Consider the following 20,647-nt stretch of genomic DNA (forward strand, 5'->3'; position numbering starts at 1 on the left):
TTTGTTTTTAGACAGCGTTTAAAAATTGCTTTTAAATTACAACTTCACTCGTTTTTATATTAATAGGTATTTCTGCTATTATCATTCAGAATCCTAAAAATTATAGCAACTACTACTTTAATAAGTATCAAGAAAACAATAATGTAGTTCTATCAATTCAAAAAGTTTTAAAATCTGGAAATTATTATAATAAATATGTTGCTAATGTTACACAAGTAAACTCTGAAGAAACTGTAGGGAAAATTCTATTGAATATTAAAAAAGATAGCGCACATATCTCTTTACAAGTAGGCAATCAACTCTTTTTAAAACCAGAATTTAAAAAATTAATTCCTCCTTTAAACCTACATCAGTTTAGTTATAAAGATTACTTAGCAAAACAACACATTTACCATCAAATATTCACAAGCAAAAGTCATTACAGGAGACTAAATAACAATCACTATTCATTAATAACATTATCAGCATCAGTTAGAAGAAAAATTCAAACTTCATTAAAAAAACACAACTTTTCTAAAAATGAATATGCAGTAATCAATGCTTTGCTATTGGGGCAACGTCAAGAAATATCAAAGGAACTATTACAAGACTACACCAATGCAGGAGCGATTCATATTTTAGCAATTTCAGGCTTACATATAGGAATCATACTACTAATCTTATCTTTTTTATTTAAACCCATAGAGCGGTTTAAAAACGGACGTTTAATAAAGAGTATCTTAATCATATTACTACTTTGGATGTTCGCTTTTATTGCTGGTTTATCAGCATCAGTTATGAGAGCTGTAACCATGTTTAGCTTTGTTGCAATTGGAGCTTCTTTTAAAAAGAAAAAAATAATTGAGCATTCCTTAATCAGCTCCATGTTTTTACTCTTACTCATAAAACCTCTTTTCTTATTTGATGTCGGTTTTCAACTAAGTTACTTAGCCGTTTTTGGAATCGTTTGGGTACAACCTCTACTCTACAATTTATGGAAACCAAATTTTTGGCTACTAGATAATTTTTGGAGACTTTTTACCGTATCTGTAGCTGCTCAAACTGGAATATTACCAATAAGTCTGTACTATTTCCATCAATTTCCTGCATTGTTTATTTTATCGAACTTAATTATCATTCCTTTTTTAGGTGGAATCTTAATAGGTGGAATCCTTATTATAACCCTTTCTCTTTTAAACATACTACCGCAACTTATTGCAGATTTTTATGGTTGGATAATCTCATTTATGAATGAAACTGTAAGTTGGATTTCTAACAAAGAAGAGTTTCTTTTTAAAGAAATATCGATGTCCTTCATTGAAATGATTGTTTGGTATCTTTTTATTGTTTTAGCATTTCGGTTTTTAATATCGAAAAACATCAAACGGTTCAGATACTTTTTAATCTCAATCATCTTAGTGCAATCAGTTTATATTTTTGAAGCTTATCAAAGAAATAACAAACAAGAATTAATTGTTTTTCATAAAAGCAGGAAAAATCTAATAGGAATCAGAAACTCAAAAAAGCTAGAACTTTATCACAATCTTGATTCAAATAAAATTGATACAGAAAAATCAATTATTGCCTACCGTATAAATGAAAATATCAAAAGTGATTTTTCTAGCAAAAAACCAACACTTTTGAAATTCAAGTCAGATACTATTTTAATTGTTGATAGTTTAGGAATTTATCAGTTTAAAAGCATTAAAAATCCGATAGTCCTTCTACAAAATAGCCCGAAAATAAACTTAAATCGATTGATTAAAAAAATAAATCCTAAACAAATAGTAGCCGATGGTAGTAATTACAAAAGCTATATAAGTAGATGGAATATGACTTGTAGACAAAGAAAAACTCCGTTTTATCACACAGGACAAAACGGAGCTTATATTATTAAGTGAAACTAATTAGTTTACTCTTTTAAAATTCTTTTCAAAATCTACCCAACTAGAGTTCTTGTAATTATCATTATTAAAGAAAGCTAAAATCTTTTCAAACCTATCCTCTTTTAAATACCCTGGAACTGTTTGAATCAGTTGCTCTTCAGGGTTAAAAAATGCTGTTGAAGGATAACTCATTTTACCTTTCATAATAGCTGCTGCTAATTGATGGTATTTACTTCGCCCTTCTTGCACATACTTATAGGTTTTCCCTTTAAACTGAATATCCTCTTTACCTTCGCCGTCCATCTTTACAGCATAGTAATTATCATTAATATACTTAACAATAACATCGCTCTTATAAGTGGTTTTATCCATTTTTTTACACCAACCACACCAGTCTGTATACAAATCAACTAAAATTGGCTTCGGATTTTCTTTATTTTTCTCAATTGCTTCCTCAAAAGTTAACCAATTAACTTCTTCTTGCGCATTCACTCCTATCGAAATAATTGCTAAAACGGCTACTAATATTAATTTCTTCATGTCTCTTAGGTCTCAATAAGTATTCCAAATTTACAAAAAAACCTGTCAATTATTAATAATTGACAGGTTGTTAAGTTATTTTAACTTTTAATTAGGGTTATTTCACCCCGTGCATTAACTTTTTTAGTGTTTTATTTAATATCATAGATAACAGCCCCATTACAATAGGTACTAAGGTAAATATCAAGAAGAAAGTGCTCAAAGAGTATTGTTCAGTAATTTTATCAATCATTCCTCCCATAGTTCCAGCTGCTTTTTGCCCGATAGCAATGGCTAAATACCAAATTCCAAACATAAATCCAATCATTCTAGCTGGTACTAATTTACTTAAATAAGATAAACCTACAGGGGAGATACATAATTCTCCCATTGTGTGGAGTAAATAGGCTAATATTAAAAATACCATACTTACTGAAGCCGTTTTTGCTCCTTGTGGAATTCCAGCAGTACCAAATACTAATATACCAAAACCAGCTCCCAACAATATTAATCCTATTCCATATTTCATTGCGGCACTTGGATTGTATTTGCTTTCCCACCATTTAGAGAATAAAGGAGCAAGTGTAATAATAAAGAATGAGTTTAAGATTCCAAACCAAGACGCTCCTACCTCTGTAGTTTCTTTACTAAATTCGTTGTTGATTTTGTAAAAAACAATACACCATAAAAACACAAAAGAAAGTGCTAATACAATATTTGAATACGGAATTTTAGAAGAGGTCTTCTTAAATAACAGGTACAATACCCAAGTTATAATAGCTAATGGGCCAACAGTTAAAATTAAATCTATAATTTTAAAAATCATTGCAGAGCTTCCTGTTAGTGCTCGTTCTGTATAATCTCTTGCAAATAAAGTCATAGACCCTAAAGCCTGTTCAAATGCTGCAAAGAAAATCACTGTAAATAAACCACAAATAGCTACAGCTATAATTTTATCTCTTACAATTTCTGTATACCTTAATGTTCTTGTAATGATTAAATACAAGAATATAACTAGTCCTATAAGCACTGTAGCATATGACCCTTCTAAATTCCCTATACTATAATCTAAGATATTAACACCTCCGATCTTCGATAATGGATCGTTGAATAAATACAGTAAACCACAAATAGAAGCTAAAGCCATTAGAACTTTATCAACTATAGTAAATGGATTAGCAGGCTCAATATCTTGAGATGCAGTTGGACTTTCCTCATTAATATTTTGAGGTAGTTCAGCTTCAACAATATTACTCGGTTTGGCTCCAATAGAACCAAAAAGATCTTTAGCCAACCAAAACTGAATCAGTCCTAATAACATAAATATTCCGGCTAAACCAAACCCATAACTCCATCCAATATTTTCTGCTAAATATCCACAAAGCATCATTCCAAAGAAAGCTCCTGCGTTTACTCCCATATAGTAAATCGTATATGCTCCATCTTTTTTAGACTCTTTCCCTTTATACATCTCAGAAATCATCGAAGTCATATTTGGTTTAAAGAATCCTGTACCAACAATCAACAAAGCTAACCCCAAGTATAACGACCATGGTGTTTCAAAGACCATTGCTGCATGTCCAAGCATCATTATAAAACAACCAATAACTACTGCTGTTCTATAACCAGTGTACTTATCAGCAATCCATCCACCAAGAATCGGTGTTAAATATAATAATGAACCATAAGTTCCTATTAAAGCTAAAGCATTTTCTCGTGGCCATTCCCATCCTGGATTATCTCCAAATAAAGGTGCTGTTAAGAATAACACTAATAATATTCGCATTCCATAGAATGAAAAACGTTCCCACATTTCTGTAAAAAATATAACAAATAATCCTGCAGGGTGCCCTAAAACTTTGTCTTTAAATAGATTTTCTATATCTGTATTCATGTGTAAAAAATTGATTTATAATAAAGAAGCTTAATAATTAACAAGCTTTGTTTTTTTAGTGTACGTTACCCATTAACTTTTTCATTAATGGAGAAAAAATTAATACGATTGCTCCTGCTGCTAAAGAGTACATAGCAATTAAATGGAACCCATCAGTATATATTCCTAAAGTATCTAACCCTCCTACATTTGCATCAGTACTTTCTACAGCTAATTGTTTAGAGATGAATCCTACAATTTGAAATGCAAAAGCTGATGATAAAAACCAAACTCCCATCATAAATGCTACGATATTTTTAGGTGATAAATCTGTAATTTTCGATAAACCTACTGGAGACATAAATAATTCACCAACAGAAATAATAAAGTACATTACTAATAAGTATGTAAAAGGAACCATTCCGTTTTCATTTGCACTTGTTCCACTAATTGAAAGAATATAAAAACTTACACCAGCTAAAAGTAATCCTAATCCAAATTTATATGGTGTTCTTGGATTTAATTTTCTCTTTGATAAATACCCCCATAATAATGAAATTGGAATTGCTAAAATGATAATAAACATTGAGTTTAATGCATTTGTTTGACTAGCAGTCATAATACCATCTAAATCAACATTTCTTGAAGCAAATAAAGTAATTACACTTCCAGATAATTCATGGAAACCCCAAAAAAGAGTCATGAAAAATGTAATTAACACAGCCATAAACAACTTTTTACGTGCTCCACTATCTAAGTTATACATAATATATCCTAAGTAAGCCAATACAGTAAAACCTATAAATTTGAATATTCCACTTACATAATTCGCTTGCCAAGAAGAAAGCAACCATGCTATTGCTGGAGCACATAAAAATGCGATTATTGGAATTAATGTCTTTTGAGGAATCCCTAAAACTCTCTTTTCATATACTTCCTGACTAGGTGGCATCCCTTTATCTCCAAAAACATTTTTTTTAATTCCACTCCAAAAGAAAATTAATCCTGCTAACATTCCTATTCCTGCAAGACCAAAACCATAATGCCAACCATATTCCGCAGCTAACCATCCACATAATAAAGGAGCTACAAATCCACCGATATTAATTCCCATATAAAAAATGGTGAATCCTGAATCTTTCCTTACATCTCCATCTTCATATAAAGAACCTACGAATGTTGAAATATTTGGTTTAAAAAAACCATTACCTACTACTATAAAAGCTAATGCTAAAAAGAAAGCAATGTCATTTTCTATAGCTAGTACAAAATGACCTAAAGCCATTAAAACACCACCCAAAAAAATAGAAGCTCGCATTCCTAAAATTTTATCAGAAATCTGTCCTCCAATAACAGTTGACGCATATACTAAAGAACCATAAGAAGCATATACAATTGCCGTTGCCGCATCACGTTCTACAATTGCTTTAAAAATTTCTTGCACCATGTACAAGGTTAATAAAGCACGCATTCCATAGAAACTAAAACGTTCCCATAACTCTGCGAAAAATAAATAAAACAATCCTTTAGGATGTCCGAACATTTGTTGCTCTTCTGGTTTAACTACTGAACTCATATGAATTATGGTTTAATTTTATAAATTGTTTTTAATAAAGTTTGTCATTTTTGTGTACAAATGTAAACGAGTATTACCACCATAAATTCCGTGGTTTTTATCTGGGTACATTCCCCATTCGAATTGCTTATTAGCTTGAATCAATGCTTCTGCCATTCTATAAGCATTTTGTACATGTACATTATCATCACCTGTACCGTGAATCAATAAATATTTTCCTTTTAATAATTCTGGGTAATTTAATGGAGAATTCGCATCATAACCTTCAGGGTTTTCTTCTGGAGTTCTCATATAACGTTCTGTATAAATTGTATCATAAAAACGCCAAGTAGTAACAGGTGCCACTGCAATTGCTGCTGCAAAAACATCATTTCCTTTTAATAGTGAATTTGTACTCATATGACCTCCAAAAGACCAGCCCCAAATACCAATTCTTTTAGCATCAACATAAGGTAACTCTGCTAATTTTTTAGCTACTGCTATTTGATCTTCTGTTTCGTGCTTTACTAAATTCATATACGTTACTTTTTTAAAGTCACGTCCTTTAAATCCAGTTCCTCTACCATCAACACAAACAACGATATACCCATCTTGTGCCAGCATTTGATGCCAATAATCATTCGTACTATTCCAACGATTTGCTACTTGTTGCGACCCTGGACCTGAATACTGGTACATTAATACCGGATATTTTTTGTTAGGATCGAAGTTTGCTGGCTTTATTGTATACATATTTAAGTCCTCACCATTTACTGTAATAGTTGAGAATTCTTTTTTACTTAAATTATATCCAGCAATTACTTCTTTTAACGCAGCATTGTCTTTTATCGTTTTTAATACTTTTCCTGAGTCGTCTCTTAAAGTATATACATTTGGAGTATTTATATCAGAAAATGTATTGATAAAATAATGCATATTCTTACTAAAAGATGCTCTATTAGTTCCAGAAGGATTACTTAACAATTTCTTGTTTTCTCCTTTTAAAGAAATACTATAAACACCTCTATTAATAGAACCGTTTTCTACAGATTGATAATAAATTGTTTTTTTATCAGCATTATATCCGTAATAAGAAGTTACTTCCCAGTTTCCTTTTGTTACTTGGTTAATTAACTTTCCATCTTTATTGTAATGGTAAATATGATTGTAACCATCTTTTTCGCTCGTCCAGATAAAACTATTATCATTTAAAAAAGTTAAATCATCAGTTACATTAACATATGCTTTATCTGTTTCATTTAAAATTAAAGAACTATCGTAAGAATCAGCATTAACGAAATACATTTTTAAATCATTCTGATGACGATTCAATGTACGAACTGCTAATAAGTTTCCTTCATTCGTCCAATTAATTCTTGGGATATACTCATAATCACCTACTCTAATTTCAGCAGTTTTATTCGTTTTTAAAGAGAATATATGCAACGATACTTTTGCATTTTCTTCACCTGCTTTTGGGTATTTAAACACATGTTGACTAGGATACTTCCCTTTCCCATAAACATCCATCGAAAAAGTTTTTACTTTACTCTCATCAAAACGTAAAAAAGCTAAATTCTCACTGTTTTTGCTCCATTCAAAAGCCTTTACAAAAGCAAATTCTTCTTCGTAAACCCAATCTGTTATACCATTAATAATTTCGTTCTTTTTACCATTACTAGTAATTTGGTAAACAACATTATTATTAGAATAATCTTTAATAAATAAATTATTGTCTTTGGCGTAAGCAATTTTCTTGCTGTCAGGTGAAAATGTTGGCTCTTGAATATCTTCTCCAATTAAATCTAAAGATTTCGTTGCAATGTCGTACACGTAAAATGTACCCAAAAAAGAATGACGAAAAATCGGTTTAAAGGCAGTACCTAAAATCAATTTTGATTCGTCATTATTAAAACTATATGATTGAAAGTTTTTTAATCCTTCTAAATCTTTACTATTTACAATTGTGGCAACTTTTTCCAAAGTTTTATAACTGTATTTATCTACAGTCGAACTTCCTTCTGAATAATTTAAAAGTGAATAAAAATCTCCATTCATTGAATTTAGAGAATTCATGTAATCAGCTCTAAATGTGCCCTTTTTCCATATATCTTCTAAAGAAATATCTTTTTTCTGAGCTTGTAAAAGCGAAGATATTCCTATAAAAAATATCAATATTTTCTTCATATTACCTTGTTGTTTGTGTAAAAAGTTTGCCAAGTTTACGGAAAAATCATCAAAAATCAGCCCAAAAAGATTAGAAATCCTAAATAAGAAGCCTATTTTAACAGGATTCATTTATCTTTGAGCCACTCAAAATAAACTAAGAATGTCTAAAATTATTTCTGGATTTTCGAAACTTACCAAAGAAGAAAAAATTGATTGGTTAGCTAAAACATATTTTAATAACCAACCTGAAATTATACAAACACTAAAACAGTATTGGAATGTTGATAATAAATTGCAACAATTACATGATGATTTTATAGAGAACACGGTTTCTAATTTTTATATGCCCTATGGTATCGCTCCTAATTTTGTCATTAACGGGCACGATTATGTAATACCAATGGTGGTTGAAGAAAGTTCAGTCGTTGCAGCAGCCTCTTTAGTGGCTAAATACTGGAGTACTCGTGGTGGTTTTAAAGCCGAGGTAATTTCTACTACTAAAATTGGTCAAGTACATTTTATGTACGCTGGTGACAAAAAAGATTTAGAAACTTATTTTAATCAGAGAAAAAGCGAACTATATACAGCCACAGCTTCCATTACTAAAAATATGGAAAAACGTGGTGGTGGTATTTTAGATATTCAGCTAGTTGATAAAAATGATAAACTTGCTAATTACTACCAACTACATGTTACGTTTGAAACCAAAGATTCAATGGGAGCAAACTTTATCAACTCATGTTTAGAAGCAATGGCTAATCAATTTAGAAATGATGAGATTGACATTGTTATGAGCATACTTTCTAACTACGTCCCTGAGTGTACTGTTAGAGCTGAAGTGAGTTGTAAGGTAGAAGATTTAGGAGGGAAAAATCCTCAAAAATTTGCTCAAAAATTTGAGCAAGCTGTTAAAATAGCGGAAATAGAACCTTATCGTGCAGTAACGCACAACAAAGGAATTATGAATGGTATCGATGCTGTTGTTTTAGCTACTGGAAATGATTTTAGAGCTATTGAAGCTGGTGCTCATGCATACGCCTCAAAAGAAGGTCAATATAAAAGCTTAACACATTGTACTGTAAAAGATGGTGTTTTTAAATTTTGGATTGAGATTCCGTTAGCTTTAGGAACTGTTGGAGGTTTAACCTCTTTACACCCTATGGCAAAATTATCGTTAGATATGATGCAAAAACCTAGCGCAAGAGATTTAATGCAAATTATTGCTACTGCAGGTTTAGCTCAAAATTTTGCTGCTTTGCGTGCTTTGACTACCAAAGGAATTCAGCACGGACATATGAAAATGCACTTGCAAAACATATTAAATCAGTTAGGAGCATCAATTAAAGAAAAGGAAGAAATAACTACTTATTTTGAAAATAAAACAGTTTCTCACAGTGCTGTAGTTGATAAATTTAATGAAATAAGAAAGTAATTTTGAACAAGTTTTACAGTAACGGAAAATTATTATTAACTGGCGAATATGTTGTTCTCGACGGAGCAACCTCTTTAGCTGTTCCTACAAAATTTGGTCAAGATTTAATCATTAAGCCGATTAAAGAGCCTCAACTTATTTGGGGAAGCTTTACCGATAAAGGCGAATGCTGGTTTGAAGCTAGTTTCGATTTACCAAAACTTCGCTTAACCTCAGCAACCTTTAATTCTAACAAAGAAGGAAGTGCCGAATTCATTGCTGAAACTTTACGTGATATTTTATCCGAAGCTAAAAAATTAAATCCACAATTTTTAAATTCTGAAAACGGATTTATTATAAAAACTAACTTAACATTCCCACAAGATTGGGGATTAGGAAGTTCATCAACTTTAATAAACAATATTGCTACTTGGGCAAATGTAAATCCGTTCGCCTTATTATGGAATGCTTTTTCAGGTAGCGGATATGATATTGCTTGTGCAAGTCACAACTCCCCTATTTTATATCAATTAGAAGATAAGAAACCTATAATTGAAGAGGTAAAATTCAATCCTAGTTTTAAAGATGAATTGTTTTTTGTGTATTTAAATCAAAAGCAAAACAGTAGAGAAGGAATTGCGCAATACAAACAACATAGAGAAGAAGGAAAAACATTAATTCCTGAAATTAATAATTTAACTCAAGAGTTTTTAAAAGCTGACTCATCTAAAAGTTTAAACAAGATAATTATTGAACATGAACATATTATTAGTTCAATTATAAAACAGGAGCCTGTAAAAAAACGATTGTTTTCTGACTATTTCGGAGAAACAAAAAGTTTGGGTGCCTGGGGTGGTGATTTTATTCTGGCTACAGGAAATAAAGACACCATTAAATACTTCAATAAAAAAGGATACAATACTGTTATTCCTTATAAAGAAATGGTTTTATAATGAAAAAAGTAATAATCGTTGGTGGTGGAGCTGCAGGATTTTTCACAGCTATTAACGCTAAAGAAGCAAATCCTGATTTAGACATTACCATTCTTGAAAAAGGAAAAGAGGTTTTACAAAAAGTTAAAATTTCTGGTGGAGGACGTTGTAACGTAACACACGCTTGTTTTGACCCCAAAGAACTAACAAAATTCTATCCTCGTGGAGAAAAAGAACTATTAGGTCCTTTTCATCAATTTATGACAGGTGATACTTTTGAGTGGTTTGATATCAGAAATGTTCCTTTAAAAATAGAAAGCGACAATCGTGTGTTTCCGGAAGCAAATACTTCTCAAGCAATCATCGATTGTTTTCAAAACGCTGTTGATGACTTAGGGATTAAGGTATTAAAAAACCATGGTGTAAATTCAGTTTCTAAACAAAATGACAAATGGATTGTTAACACTAAAGAAAAACAATTTGAAGCTGATTATATAGTAGTTGCAGCTGGTAGCTCAAAAAAAGTGTGGGATTTATGCAAAACCTTAGATCATAGCATCATTGAACCTGTTCCTTCTTTGTTTACTTTTAATATAAAAGACAAACGAATTATCGATTTGGGCGGAATCGCTGTACCAAATGCAGAGGTTAAATTAGTTGGAACAAATTTAGAAAACTCAGGACCTTTATTAATTACACATTGGGGATTGAGTGGACCTGCAATTTTAAAACTATCTGCTTTCGGAGCAAGAATTTTAGCCGATAAAAATTATAAATATAACGTTGAAGTTAATTGGTTAGGACAAGATTTTGATTCGGTTTTAGAAGAACTTCAAAGTTTAAAAAAATCACAACCTAAAAAGCAAGTCAATTTAAAATCTCCTTTTGTTGATATTCCTCGTCGTTTATGGGAACGTTTTATTACTGCTTCAGAAATTAAATCCAATCAGAATTGGGCTGATTTAAGTAATAAGCAATTAAACAACTTAGCAAGTCAATTAACCAAAGGAGTGTTTAACGCAAACGGAAGAACAACTTTTAAAGAGGAATTTGTAACCGCTGGTGGTGTAGATTTAAAAGAAATAAACTTTAAACGTTTTGAAAGTAAGCTTCACAAAAACCTATTCTTAGTTGGTGAAGTCTTAAATATTGACGCTGTCACAGGTGGATTCAATTTTCAGAATGCTTGGACCGGAGGTTATATCTGTGCAAAAAGCATTGCTGAATAATTACCATTAATTAACAAAAAAAAGAGCATTTACTAAATTTAGTAAATGCTCTTTTTGTTTTGCTTAGCTCTTAACTAAGCCATTGCTGATGCTTTCATTGACTTTCTATAAGTAAAAGAGTTAAAAATATTTCTCTTTCCGAAGTTGTTTATAGACTTTGCATTAATGAATTTTAGAAATATCTTTTTACTTACTCCAAAGTATTCATAAGTATTACCATCAGTAAAAGTAACTTCTAGCAACATACTTTTGTGCTTGTAATCTGCTACTTTAAATTCAGTAATTGTAGTATGGTACGCCTCTAAGTTATCTTCTTTTGTCTTTGGTGCAATACTTACTAAAAAATGATAACCGTCAATAATTTTAGTACTCACTTCTTCAGCTTCTAGTTTTTTCTCGTCATCTAAAAACTTATCTGGATGCCATTCTTTTACTAATCCTCTATAAGTTTTTTTCAATTCCTTTAAATCTATAGCTCCTTCTACATTAAAAAGCTTTTTATATTCTTTTATTCGTTTCATTTTCCTGAAATAATTTAGCGCGCAAAGCTATTCAAATTATCTGAATATGAGACAGAAAGCTCATTTTATTTGATATAAAATAATTAGACTTAAAAATTAGTAACTCATTACGGTACCGTAATACAATAATTGAAAGGTTTTAACATCTAACAATAAACAGTTCATTGCCATCATCATTCCGTAGTTAGATTTATCATAAAAAAGATATTCAAAGTAGTTTATCTCTTTTTCATACTCATAATACCTAGCAGAAGTTTTAAAGTTGTCGTTGTAAAAATTTTCTAATTGTGATAATTGATGCACATTAATTTTTACTGAACAATTATACAAACTATCTATTTTATCTTTAAGTTTCTTTCCTTTTAAAGTTAAATTTCCATTATTCTTAAAAAGAGTTGTTTTGTATTTATCTTTTTCTAATAATTCATAGAGAATCATTTCGGTATTCACTTCTTCTTGAATACTTTCAATATATTTTGATAAGTTATTAGACAATCTATTTAATTCGCTAATTCTAACTTTTGTTTTTTGAAACATTAAAGGTTTTACTTCTGCTTGTTTTTCAAAAAATGTAGTCCGTCCTTTTATTATTTCATCATTAATACGAATAGCATCAATAATAGATTTATGTGCAGTAAAGGTTTTGTATTTATGCTGAGATATACAGTTTAAAGAAATGAAAACAATAATTAGCAAAACAAGTTTACCCTTCATAAAATATTTTTTTACAAGATACTATGTTTTAGCTAATTATTATAAAAGTAAAAATCTATTCCTCTTCGTAGCAATTAAAAACAATAGAATAACCGTATTCTAAAGCTTCATTGTACAGTTCTTTTTGTCCTTCTTCATCAACATCATTAACAGAATCTAAACTAAAATATTCTTCTTCTATTTCGGTAACCTTCCATCCTTCTTCTTTAATATAAAAGTTGGCAAGCTTTAAAGCTCCTTCTATATCTTTATAATCAATATATAAGCTCACATAAGCTCCGATTACCTCATCGTAGTGTTCAGATGATTTTTTAGGTTTTGCTAAGGCATTTATTAAAAACATATTTTCTTTTTTATTGGTTAAGCTAATTCTCCTCTATGTGGTTTTAGAGCATCTCTAAAAATTTTCATATTACTTTCATCAACTACAATAAAAGCAATGGTATGCATCGGGTTGATTTCTTTAAAATCAACCTCATCATAAGGCAAACTATCAATTTGCGCAAACTCTTTTAAATGAACACAATGATGTTTTGCTGTTTCTAATCCGTCTGGACCTTTAAAATCCCAAATTAGTTTTAATTTTCTATTCACAATTATCGTTTAAAGCACAAAAATACCCAATTCAAAATTGAATTAGGTATTTAATCAACTAACTAATCAAAAACGTTGGTTACTTATTCTACTATCCAATCGTAATTAATCTTTCTTATTAAAAAGAAGTGCTATAATTCCTAAACGAGCTACTAAAAAAGTAACAATTCCAAACGATGGTGATAACAACCCTATTTTTAAACCACCTGCTAACACCCCTTGATTAATATCTGTAGCTCTAGATATAGCATCGAAAGCATCAATTAACCCAACAAAAAAGCCTAAAAAACCCCATGCCAATGCAAATAAACTAATGTGTTTTATTAGTGAAACTGTTTTTCCTCCTAAATCTCCTTTTAAAAAGACTTTCACAATTAAAACAATACAAATAAGTAACATTAACAATGTTGGATACATAAAAGTTGGTCCTCCATCGTTTAAAAGATTAAAGAATAAAAAATTCATATTTCTGCTTTTTAAATTATTATGCTTCTAATTTATAGTTAAGCTTTACACTTTAAATTTAATTTCGATATTTAACCAAAGTAAAGATTAAAATAGCAGTTTTTCATCTTGTTACTACAAAAATGAGGATTTTGTTATTCATCGATGATTGATAGCTATTTATCGCAAAAAATAATATTTTAACTTCAAAAATTAAGATATTGCAATCTTATGACAAAATACACTGTTCCAATAAAACACTTTCTATTTATATTATTGAACCTCATTTTTTGGGTAGGTGTTTATTTTTTTTACACCTATTTTTTAGGTTATGGCAGTTCTAACACAGCTTATGTCAATCATTTTTCAATGTTTTTAATGCCAATTACAATTACATTAAGCTATTTTATAATTCTACATCTAATTCCAAAGTATTTATTAAAAAAGCAATATTTTCTTTTTATTCTATATAGTATATACACGTTTCTTATTTCATTTGCAGTAATAATTATCTCTATCTTTTATGGATTGGTATTCTCTTCTTATTTACGAGACATTAACTCCATAGCATTAACCAAGTCTCTTTCACTAATAATTTTAGGTGTTTATTTTATTGTAATTATAGCTACTTCAATTGCGTTACTTATCTATAATTATTTATCAAGTAGTAAAAATGAAGATTTAAAAAATAAATTCTTACAAGCCCAATTACAATTAAAAGAACAAGAATTGAAGTTCTTAAAAATGCAATTGCATCCGCACTTTTTATTCAACACCTTAAACACTTTATATGGTTTTGCCTTAAAAAAATCAGATGCAGCTTCAGACATGATTTTAAAACTATCTAATTTGCTTGATTATATATTATATCAAGTTGACAAACCATCAGTACTTTTATCTAATGAAATAAAGCATATAGAAAATTATATTTCTTTAGAAAAAATGAGGTTTCAAGACAGTCTACATGTCAATTTTATCAAAGATTTACATAAAGATAATATAGAAATTGCTCCTATGCTATTATTACCTTTTATAGAAAACTCATTTAAACATGGAACACAAATAAATAATGTTTTAAAAGTAGACGCTTTTCTTAAAACTTCAGATAATCTTTTAGAATTTACAGTAAGTAATACTTCTAAAAATAGTCTCGCTTCAAAAAGAGGAATTGGCTTAAATAACATAAAAAAACGTTTAGAAATGCTATTTAATAATGACTACACGCTGAATATTACCAAAGAAGATACTTCATTTAATGTTGCACTAAAAATCCCATTAAAAAATGTATAAAAAAACAACCTGTGTAATTGTTGATGATGAACCAATAGCTAGAGAAATAATTACTTCATTCATAGAAAAAACACCTTCATTAGAGTTAATAAGAACCTGTAAAAATGCTACTGAAGCAATTAATTTTATTGAAACTAATGAGGCGGATTTATTTTTCCTAGACATTAATATGCCAGAAGTTAATGGACTTAGTTTAGCCAAAATTATTGGTAAAAAAGCAAATATCATTTTTACAACTGCTTATAGAGATTATGCTGTAGATGGATTCAACTTAAATGTGGTTGACTATTTATTAAAACCTATTGCGTTCGAACGTTTTTTTGAAGCTGTACAAAAAGTAGAATCAATACCAGAATCAAAATCTATAGAGAAAGACAAACCTGTTTCAAAAGATTTTATGTTTGTTCGAGCAGACCGGAAAATGGTAAAGATAAATTTCAATGAAATCTTATATATAGAAAGCTTAGGGGACTATTTGAAAATTTTTCTAGAAGGACAAACTATTGTTACTAGAGAAACTATGAATAACATAAACAGTAAACTACCTGAAAGTATCTTTATTAGAATTCATAGATCATATATTGTTTCATTAAACAAAATATCCTCATACACAAATGAGTTTATCGAAATCAACAATAAAGCATTACCAATAAGTAGAAGCTACAAAGAAACCGTTTTACAAAAATTAGCAGAAGTGTAGTCTAAATTTTATCTTTACCCCAAAATTTAGACTTTTGAATACATCACAATTTATTTCCAAAAACTTAGATAAAACAATTGAAAAAGTAACATTTACTTGGCAAACACCAAGTAATATTGCTTTAGTAAAATATTGGGGGAAAAGTAATCCGCAAATCCCTAAAAATACATCTATAAGTTTTACACTAAATAACTGTCATACCACAACAAGTATAGAGTTTGAAAAAACTTCGAAAAATACAGTTGTAGATTTTGAATTATTTTTTGAAGGAAAAAAGAAAGATGATTTTAAACCAAAAATCGCTGAATTCTTTAAACGAATTGAAAAGTACTGTCCGTATATTTTTGAATATAAAATGATTATTAATTCTGAGAACTCTTTTCCTCACAGTAGTGGAATAGCATCATCAGCAAGTGGAATGAGTGCCATTGCAATGTGCTTAATGAGTTTGGAAAAAGAATTAAACCCGAATATAACAGACGAATTCATCAATAAAAAAGCATCATTCTTAGCCCGTTTAGGTTCAGGAAGTGCAAGTAGAAGTATAGAAGGTCCTTTAGTTGTGTGGGGAAATCACCCAGAAATAAAAGGGAGTTCCGATTTATTTGGCACAAAATTCCCTTATGAAATACACCCAGTTTTTGAAAACTATTGTGATACAATCTTACTTGTTGATAAAGGAGAAAAACAAGTTTCTTCAACCGTTGGTCATAATTTAATGCACAACCATCCGTATGCAGAAAATCGTTTTAAACAGGCTAACGAAAACTTAACTAAGCTCTCTAAAATTTTACAAAATGGAGAAATTAAAGAGTTTATTAATCTTGTAGAAAGTGAGGCCTTAACACTACATGCAATGATGCTTACTAGTAACCCTTATTTTATTTTAATGAAACCAAACACCTTAGAGGTGATCAATAAAATATGGCAATACAGAGAAGAAAATAATAGCAATATTTGCTTTACGTTAGATGCAGGCGCAAATGTACATGTCTTATATCCAAATACCGAAAAGACTGAAATAGAGCTTTTTATTAAGAATAATTTAGCTAAATACTGCCAAAAAAATCAGTATATTTGTGATAATGCGGGTTTGGGAGCAAAACCGCAATAATCTTAAATTCCCTGATATTATGAAAACATCAACACTACTAATAGCTATGTTTATTGGGTTTTTAGCTTCCTCAGTTACGGCTCAAGATTCAGATACAGTTTGGTTTGACAAAAATTGGCAAGAAACCACCAAAGAAAATCATGAATTTTACAGACCTACTCCAAAAAAAATAAAAGATGGTTTTTGGATTGTAGACTATTATAAAAGTGGTCAAATTCAAATGGAAGGATATAGTACCGTTAACAAACCAAACGAAGAAGTTTTTGATGGTCTAATACTGTATTATCACCCTAACGGAAAACCTTTTCATAGGGCAAATTACAAAAACGGAAAACTAGAAGGAGTACGCAAAGTGTTTCATGAATCTGGCGAACTGAAAGAACAAGGAAAATATGTAAATGGTAAGCGTGAAGGCGTATGGAAAACCTTTTACAAAAACGGTAAAATAGAAACAAAGGGGAAATATAGAGACAACGAGAAAGTTGGTGTTTGGAAAACTTTTTACAAAAATGTTTACTAGCTTGTAAACAAGCTTATTTACTTGTACTTTTGCTTGGTAATTAAATCATCTATGAAAGGACCATTATTTTACGCGAAAATCTTACTTTTTGGTGAGTACGGAATAATAAAAGACTCTAAAGGCTTAGCTATTCCTTTCAACTCATATAAAGGCGCGTTGAAATCTGCTAATAATTTATCTGGAGAAGCGAAAAAATCAAATGAAAGCTTATCTAAATTTTATAATTATTTAGCAAGCCTAAATTCAGACATCGTATCTTTTGATTTAACATCATTAAAAAACGATATTGATACTGGTATGTATTTTGACTCTTCGATTCCTCAAGGATACGGAGTTGGAAGTTCTGGTGCTTTAGTGGCTTCTATTTACGATCAATACGCTACGGATAAAATTACTGTTTTAGAAAACTTAACACGTGATAAACTGTTAACTTTAAAGCAAGTTTTTTCTTTAATGGAATCTTTTTTTCATGGAAAAAGTTCCGGATTAGACCCTTTAAACTCATACTTAAGCTTACCTATTTTAATTAACTCAAAGGAGAACATTGAGCCAGCTGGAATTCCATCTCAAAAAGAAGGAAAAGGAGCAGTTTTCTTATTAGACTCTGAACAAATAGGAGAAACCGAACCTATGGTAAACATCTTTATGAATAAGATGAAGAATGAAGGTTTCCGTAAAATGATTAGTGAAGAATTCTCACTACATACCGATGCTTGTATTGAAGACTTCTTACAAGGAAATATCAAGTCATTATTCGGTAATGTTAAAAAATTATCTAAAGTTGTTTTAGCTAATTTTAAACCAATGATTCCTTCTGCTTTTCATAAAGTTTGGGAAAAAGGGATTCAAACCAACGATTACTATTTAAAACTTTGCGGTTCTGGTGGCGGTGGTTATATCTTAGGTTTTACTGAAGATTACGAAAAAGCAAAAAACAGCTTACAAGAATATAAATTAGAATTAGTGTATCGTTTTTAAAGAATGTTACCATGAGTACATTAAAAACCAATACATTTTTCTTTAAACTTTTCAGTCTTCTATCAGTAGTTAGAGGATATAATATTTTAGTATTAATAGCAGCTCAATATTTGGCTGCTATTTTTATTTTCTCAGAACATAAATCGATAAAACCAATACTTTTCGATTGGCACTTGCTATATTTAGTAATAGCCACTGTTTGTGTAGTCGCCGCTGGATATATTATCAATAATTTTTATGATAAAAAAGCAGATAAAATTAATCGCCCTATAAAATCAGGTTTAGATTCTTACGTAAAACAAGAAACAAAACTATCATTATATTTTTTCTTAAACTTTATTGGTTTTGGTTTCGGTTATTTAGTTTCATGGCGAGCAGCATTCTTTTTTGCAGTTTATATTTTCGGAATTTGGTTTTACTCTCACAAACTTAAAAAACATCCTTTTATCGGTTTAATGAGTGTAACTATATTAACAATCTTACCTTTCTTTGTTGTTTTTGTACATTATAAAAACTTCTCTAAAGTTATTTTTGTACACGCTATTTTCCTTTTTTTAGTAATCATGATTCGCGAACTAATTAAAGATTTAGAAAACATAAAAGGAGCAATTGCCAATAATTACAATACGTTTCCTGTAAAATATGGAGAAAAAAACACTAAAAGGTTAATTATTCTTTTAATGGTTTTAACACTAATTCCTATTGGAGTATTATTTAATTATCCAGCTATAGAATACATGAAATATTATTTTTATCTAGCTGCAATTATTTTAATATTTACTGGATTATACACTTGGAAAGCTACTGGTAAAAATCAATATCGTTTAGCTCATAACATCTTAAAAATATTATTATTAATAGGTGTTTTTAGTTTATTATTTATCGACAAATCTTTAATACTAGACAAAGTCGTTGAGGTTTTAGATTAAAAATCAAATAATTACCTTACATTTGCCCACTTTTTAAAATTTAAACATGAATTCAAAAAACTCGTCGAGAGGACGACAAGCTGGAAAGAGCAGCAATCCTCAAGGAAAAAACCAATTTAAAAGAGATTTTAGAAAACCTAAAAAGAGTACGCCTACTCAACAAAAATCTGAAAACACTGGTGTTCGTTTAAACAAATACATATCAAATTCTGGAATTTGTTCTCGTAGAGAAGCAGATACTTATATCGAACACGGAAGTGTTACTGTAAACGGAGACTTAGTAACCGAAATGGGATATAAAGTTCAACCTGGTGATGAAGTACGTTTCGATGGAACGTTGATTTCTATTGAAAAAAAGCGTTACATCTTATTAAATAAGCCAAAGAACTATATTACAACCATGGAAGACGATCGTGGTCGTAAAACAGTAATGGAACTTATTGCTAACGCAACAAAAGAGCGTATTTACCCTGTTGGAAGATTAGATAGAAATACAACTGGATTATTGTTATTTACCAATGATGGTGAAATGGCAAAAAAGTTAACACACCCAAAACATGATGTTCGTAAATTATATCACGCATCATTAGATAAGAAATTAAGTTTATCAGATTTAGATAAATTACGTGGTGATGTTATTATTGAAGGAAGAAAAGTATTTATTGATGCTGTTTCGTATGTCGAAGGAGAACGCAAAACAGAAGTTGGAATTGAAATCCACTCAGGAAGAAATCGTATTGTACGTAAGATTTTTGAAAACTACGGGTATACAGTTAAAAAACTAGATCGTGTAGTTTTTGCAGGCATGACAAAGAAAAATTTACCAAGAGGTAGATGGAGAGAGTTAACAAGTCAAGAAGTAAATAACTTACAAATGATATAAAAAAATCCCGAGTTTTAAACTCGGGATTTTTTTATTTATTGCTTTTCTTTCTTATGATCGTTTTGTATTTCCTCATCTCTGTATTTACAACAACCATGTAAGTTATCATAAACTTCTTTTGGTGCCTTAAAAGCATCTGTATCATGACCTACATTTGCGATATTCTGTTGCACTGTAGCTGCATCTGTTTTACGTTCATCAATAATTAAATTTAACTGATGTGTCTTTACATTCCATAAAGCATATTTTACCCCTTTTGAATTTAATGCTGCTTTTTCAATTCTGTTTTTACACATCATACAAACACCATCAACATCAAAAGAAACTTTTGCGTTTTTCTTCTTTTTTTGTGCCGACATAGACACGCTTAAAAATAATACTGTTATTACTAATACTAATTTTTTCAT

General features: G+C 30.0%; 21 protein-coding genes. 11 read left to right on the top strand and 10 right to left on the bottom strand.

Features of this window, described 5'->3' with window-relative positions:
- The first annotated feature begins 83 nt into the window (after positions 1 to 83).
- On the top strand, positions 84 to 1,880 hold the full coding sequence (locus H3Z83_RS05160; protein ID WP_317167219.1) for a ComEC/Rec2 family competence protein: 1,797 nt from the start codon (positions 84 to 86) through the stop codon (positions 1,878 to 1,880).
- Positions 1,881 to 1,886: 6 nt separating this feature from the next.
- Here H3Z83_RS05160 and H3Z83_RS05165 read toward each other — a convergent pair whose 3' ends face one another.
- The 4 genes from H3Z83_RS05165 to H3Z83_RS05180 form a co-directional block, all read right to left on the bottom strand.
- The gene (locus tag H3Z83_RS05165; RefSeq protein ID WP_182124421.1) at positions 1,887 to 2,405 is read right to left on the bottom strand and encodes a thioredoxin family protein; all 519 of its coding nucleotides are present in this window, start codon (positions 2,403 to 2,405) and stop codon (positions 1,887 to 1,889) included.
- Between the two features lie 97 nt (positions 2,406 to 2,502).
- The gene (locus H3Z83_RS05170) at positions 2,503 to 4,278 is read right to left on the bottom strand and encodes a peptide MFS transporter (RefSeq protein WP_182124422.1); all 1,776 of its coding nucleotides are present in this window, start codon (positions 4,276 to 4,278) and stop codon (positions 2,503 to 2,505) included.
- Between the two features lie 55 nt (positions 4,279 to 4,333).
- Positions 4,334 to 5,833: a peptide MFS transporter gene (locus tag H3Z83_RS05175; RefSeq protein WP_182124423.1), complete on the bottom strand. Its 1,500-nt coding sequence runs from the start codon at positions 5,831 to 5,833 to the stop codon at positions 4,334 to 4,336.
- An 18-nt stretch (positions 5,834 to 5,851) separates the two neighbouring features.
- Positions 5,852 to 7,999, bottom strand: a complete 2,148-nt coding sequence (locus H3Z83_RS05180) for a S9 family peptidase (RefSeq protein ID WP_182124424.1) — start codon at positions 7,997 to 7,999, stop codon at positions 5,852 to 5,854.
- 142 nt (positions 8,000 to 8,141) lie between these two features.
- Here H3Z83_RS05180 and H3Z83_RS05185 point away from each other — a divergent pair, with 142 nt between their 5' ends.
- From H3Z83_RS05185 to H3Z83_RS05195, 3 genes are read left to right on the top strand one after another with little or no spacing between them, the layout of a single operon-like run.
- Positions 8,142 to 9,413, top strand: coding sequence for a hydroxymethylglutaryl-CoA reductase, degradative (locus H3Z83_RS05185; protein WP_182124425.1), 1,272 nt, complete (start codon positions 8,142 to 8,144; stop codon positions 9,411 to 9,413).
- Between the two features lie 2 nt (positions 9,414 to 9,415).
- Positions 9,416 to 10,345, top strand: a complete 930-nt coding sequence (locus H3Z83_RS05190) for a GYDIA family GHMP kinase (protein ID WP_182124426.1) — start codon at positions 9,416 to 9,418, stop codon at positions 10,343 to 10,345.
- Positions 10,345 to 11,553: a BaiN/RdsA family NAD(P)/FAD-dependent oxidoreductase gene (locus tag H3Z83_RS05195; RefSeq protein ID WP_182124427.1), complete on the top strand. Its 1,209-nt coding sequence runs from the start codon at positions 10,345 to 10,347 to the stop codon at positions 11,551 to 11,553. Before H3Z83_RS05190 ends, H3Z83_RS05195 begins: the two co-directional genes overlap by 1 nt.
- 74 nt (positions 11,554 to 11,627) lie before the next feature.
- On the opposite strand, the gene H3Z83_RS05200 is transcribed toward H3Z83_RS05195, so the two are convergent.
- The 5 genes from H3Z83_RS05200 to H3Z83_RS05220 all read right to left on the bottom strand — a co-directional run bounded on the left by H3Z83_RS05200 (position 11,628) and on the right by H3Z83_RS05220 (position 13,847).
- Positions 11,628 to 12,074 carry a KTSC domain-containing protein gene (locus tag H3Z83_RS05200; protein WP_182124428.1) on the bottom strand — a complete coding sequence of 149 codons (447 nt, stop codon included), beginning with the start codon at positions 12,072 to 12,074 and terminating at the stop codon, positions 11,628 to 11,630.
- A gap of 96 nt (positions 12,075 to 12,170) precedes the next feature.
- Complete coding sequence (locus tag H3Z83_RS05205; RefSeq protein ID WP_182124429.1) at positions 12,171 to 12,788, bottom strand: hypothetical protein; 618 nt, start codon at positions 12,786 to 12,788, stop codon at positions 12,171 to 12,173.
- Positions 12,789 to 12,843: 55 nt separating this feature from the next.
- On the bottom strand, positions 12,844 to 13,131 hold the full coding sequence (locus H3Z83_RS05210) for a hypothetical protein (RefSeq protein ID WP_182124430.1): 288 nt from the start codon (positions 13,129 to 13,131) through the stop codon (positions 12,844 to 12,846).
- 17 nt (positions 13,132 to 13,148) lie between these two features.
- Positions 13,149 to 13,382 carry a hypothetical protein gene (locus H3Z83_RS05215; RefSeq protein ID WP_182124431.1) on the bottom strand — a complete coding sequence of 78 codons (234 nt, stop codon included), beginning with the start codon at positions 13,380 to 13,382 and terminating at the stop codon, positions 13,149 to 13,151.
- A 105-nt stretch (positions 13,383 to 13,487) separates the two neighbouring features.
- Positions 13,488 to 13,847, bottom strand: coding sequence for a hypothetical protein (locus H3Z83_RS05220; RefSeq protein WP_182124432.1), 360 nt, complete (start codon positions 13,845 to 13,847; stop codon positions 13,488 to 13,490).
- A 357-nt stretch (positions 13,848 to 14,204) separates the two neighbouring features.
- Between H3Z83_RS05220 and H3Z83_RS05225 the strand changes: the two genes are divergently transcribed.
- From H3Z83_RS05225 to H3Z83_RS05255, 7 genes are read left to right on the top strand one after another with little or no spacing between them, the layout of a single operon-like run.
- Positions 14,205 to 15,116, top strand: coding sequence for a sensor histidine kinase (locus H3Z83_RS05225; RefSeq protein ID WP_246337479.1), 912 nt, complete (start codon positions 14,205 to 14,207; stop codon positions 15,114 to 15,116).
- Entirely contained in the window at positions 15,109 to 15,816 is a 708-nt protein-coding gene (locus H3Z83_RS05230; RefSeq protein WP_182124434.1) for a LytR/AlgR family response regulator transcription factor, read from the top strand. The genes H3Z83_RS05225 and H3Z83_RS05230 overlap by 8 nt, the downstream gene beginning before the upstream one ends.
- A 34-nt stretch (positions 15,817 to 15,850) precedes the next feature.
- Positions 15,851 to 16,930 carry a diphosphomevalonate/mevalonate 3,5-bisphosphate decarboxylase family protein gene (locus H3Z83_RS05235; protein WP_182124435.1) on the top strand — a complete coding sequence of 360 codons (1,080 nt, stop codon included), beginning with the start codon at positions 15,851 to 15,853 and terminating at the stop codon, positions 16,928 to 16,930.
- 19 nt (positions 16,931 to 16,949) lie between these two features.
- Entirely contained in the window at positions 16,950 to 17,450 is a 501-nt protein-coding gene (locus H3Z83_RS05240) for a toxin-antitoxin system YwqK family antitoxin (protein ID WP_182124436.1), read from the top strand.
- A 51-nt stretch (positions 17,451 to 17,501) separates the two neighbouring features.
- Positions 17,502 to 18,428 carry a mevalonate kinase family protein gene (locus H3Z83_RS05245; protein ID WP_182124437.1) on the top strand — a complete coding sequence of 309 codons (927 nt, stop codon included), beginning with the start codon at positions 17,502 to 17,504 and terminating at the stop codon, positions 18,426 to 18,428.
- Between the two features lie 11 nt (positions 18,429 to 18,439).
- Positions 18,440 to 19,357, top strand: a complete 918-nt coding sequence (locus H3Z83_RS05250; RefSeq protein WP_182124438.1) for a geranylgeranylglycerol-phosphate geranylgeranyltransferase — start codon at positions 18,440 to 18,442, stop codon at positions 19,355 to 19,357.
- Positions 19,358 to 19,403: 46 nt separating this feature from the next.
- Positions 19,404 to 20,240: a pseudouridine synthase gene (locus H3Z83_RS05255; protein WP_182124439.1), complete on the top strand. Its 837-nt coding sequence runs from the start codon at positions 19,404 to 19,406 to the stop codon at positions 20,238 to 20,240.
- A 35-nt stretch (positions 20,241 to 20,275) separates the two neighbouring features.
- On the opposite strand, the gene H3Z83_RS05260 is transcribed toward H3Z83_RS05255, so the two are convergent.
- A complete protein-coding gene (locus H3Z83_RS05260) occupies positions 20,276 to 20,647 on the bottom strand; it encodes a heavy-metal-associated domain-containing protein (RefSeq protein ID WP_182124440.1) in 372 nt (123 codons plus the stop codon).

Origin of the sequence: Tenacibaculum pelagium, from assembly GCF_014062345.1 — a bacterium.
GTDB lineage: Bacteria > Bacteroidota > Bacteroidia > Flavobacteriales > Flavobacteriaceae > Polaribacter > Polaribacter pelagius.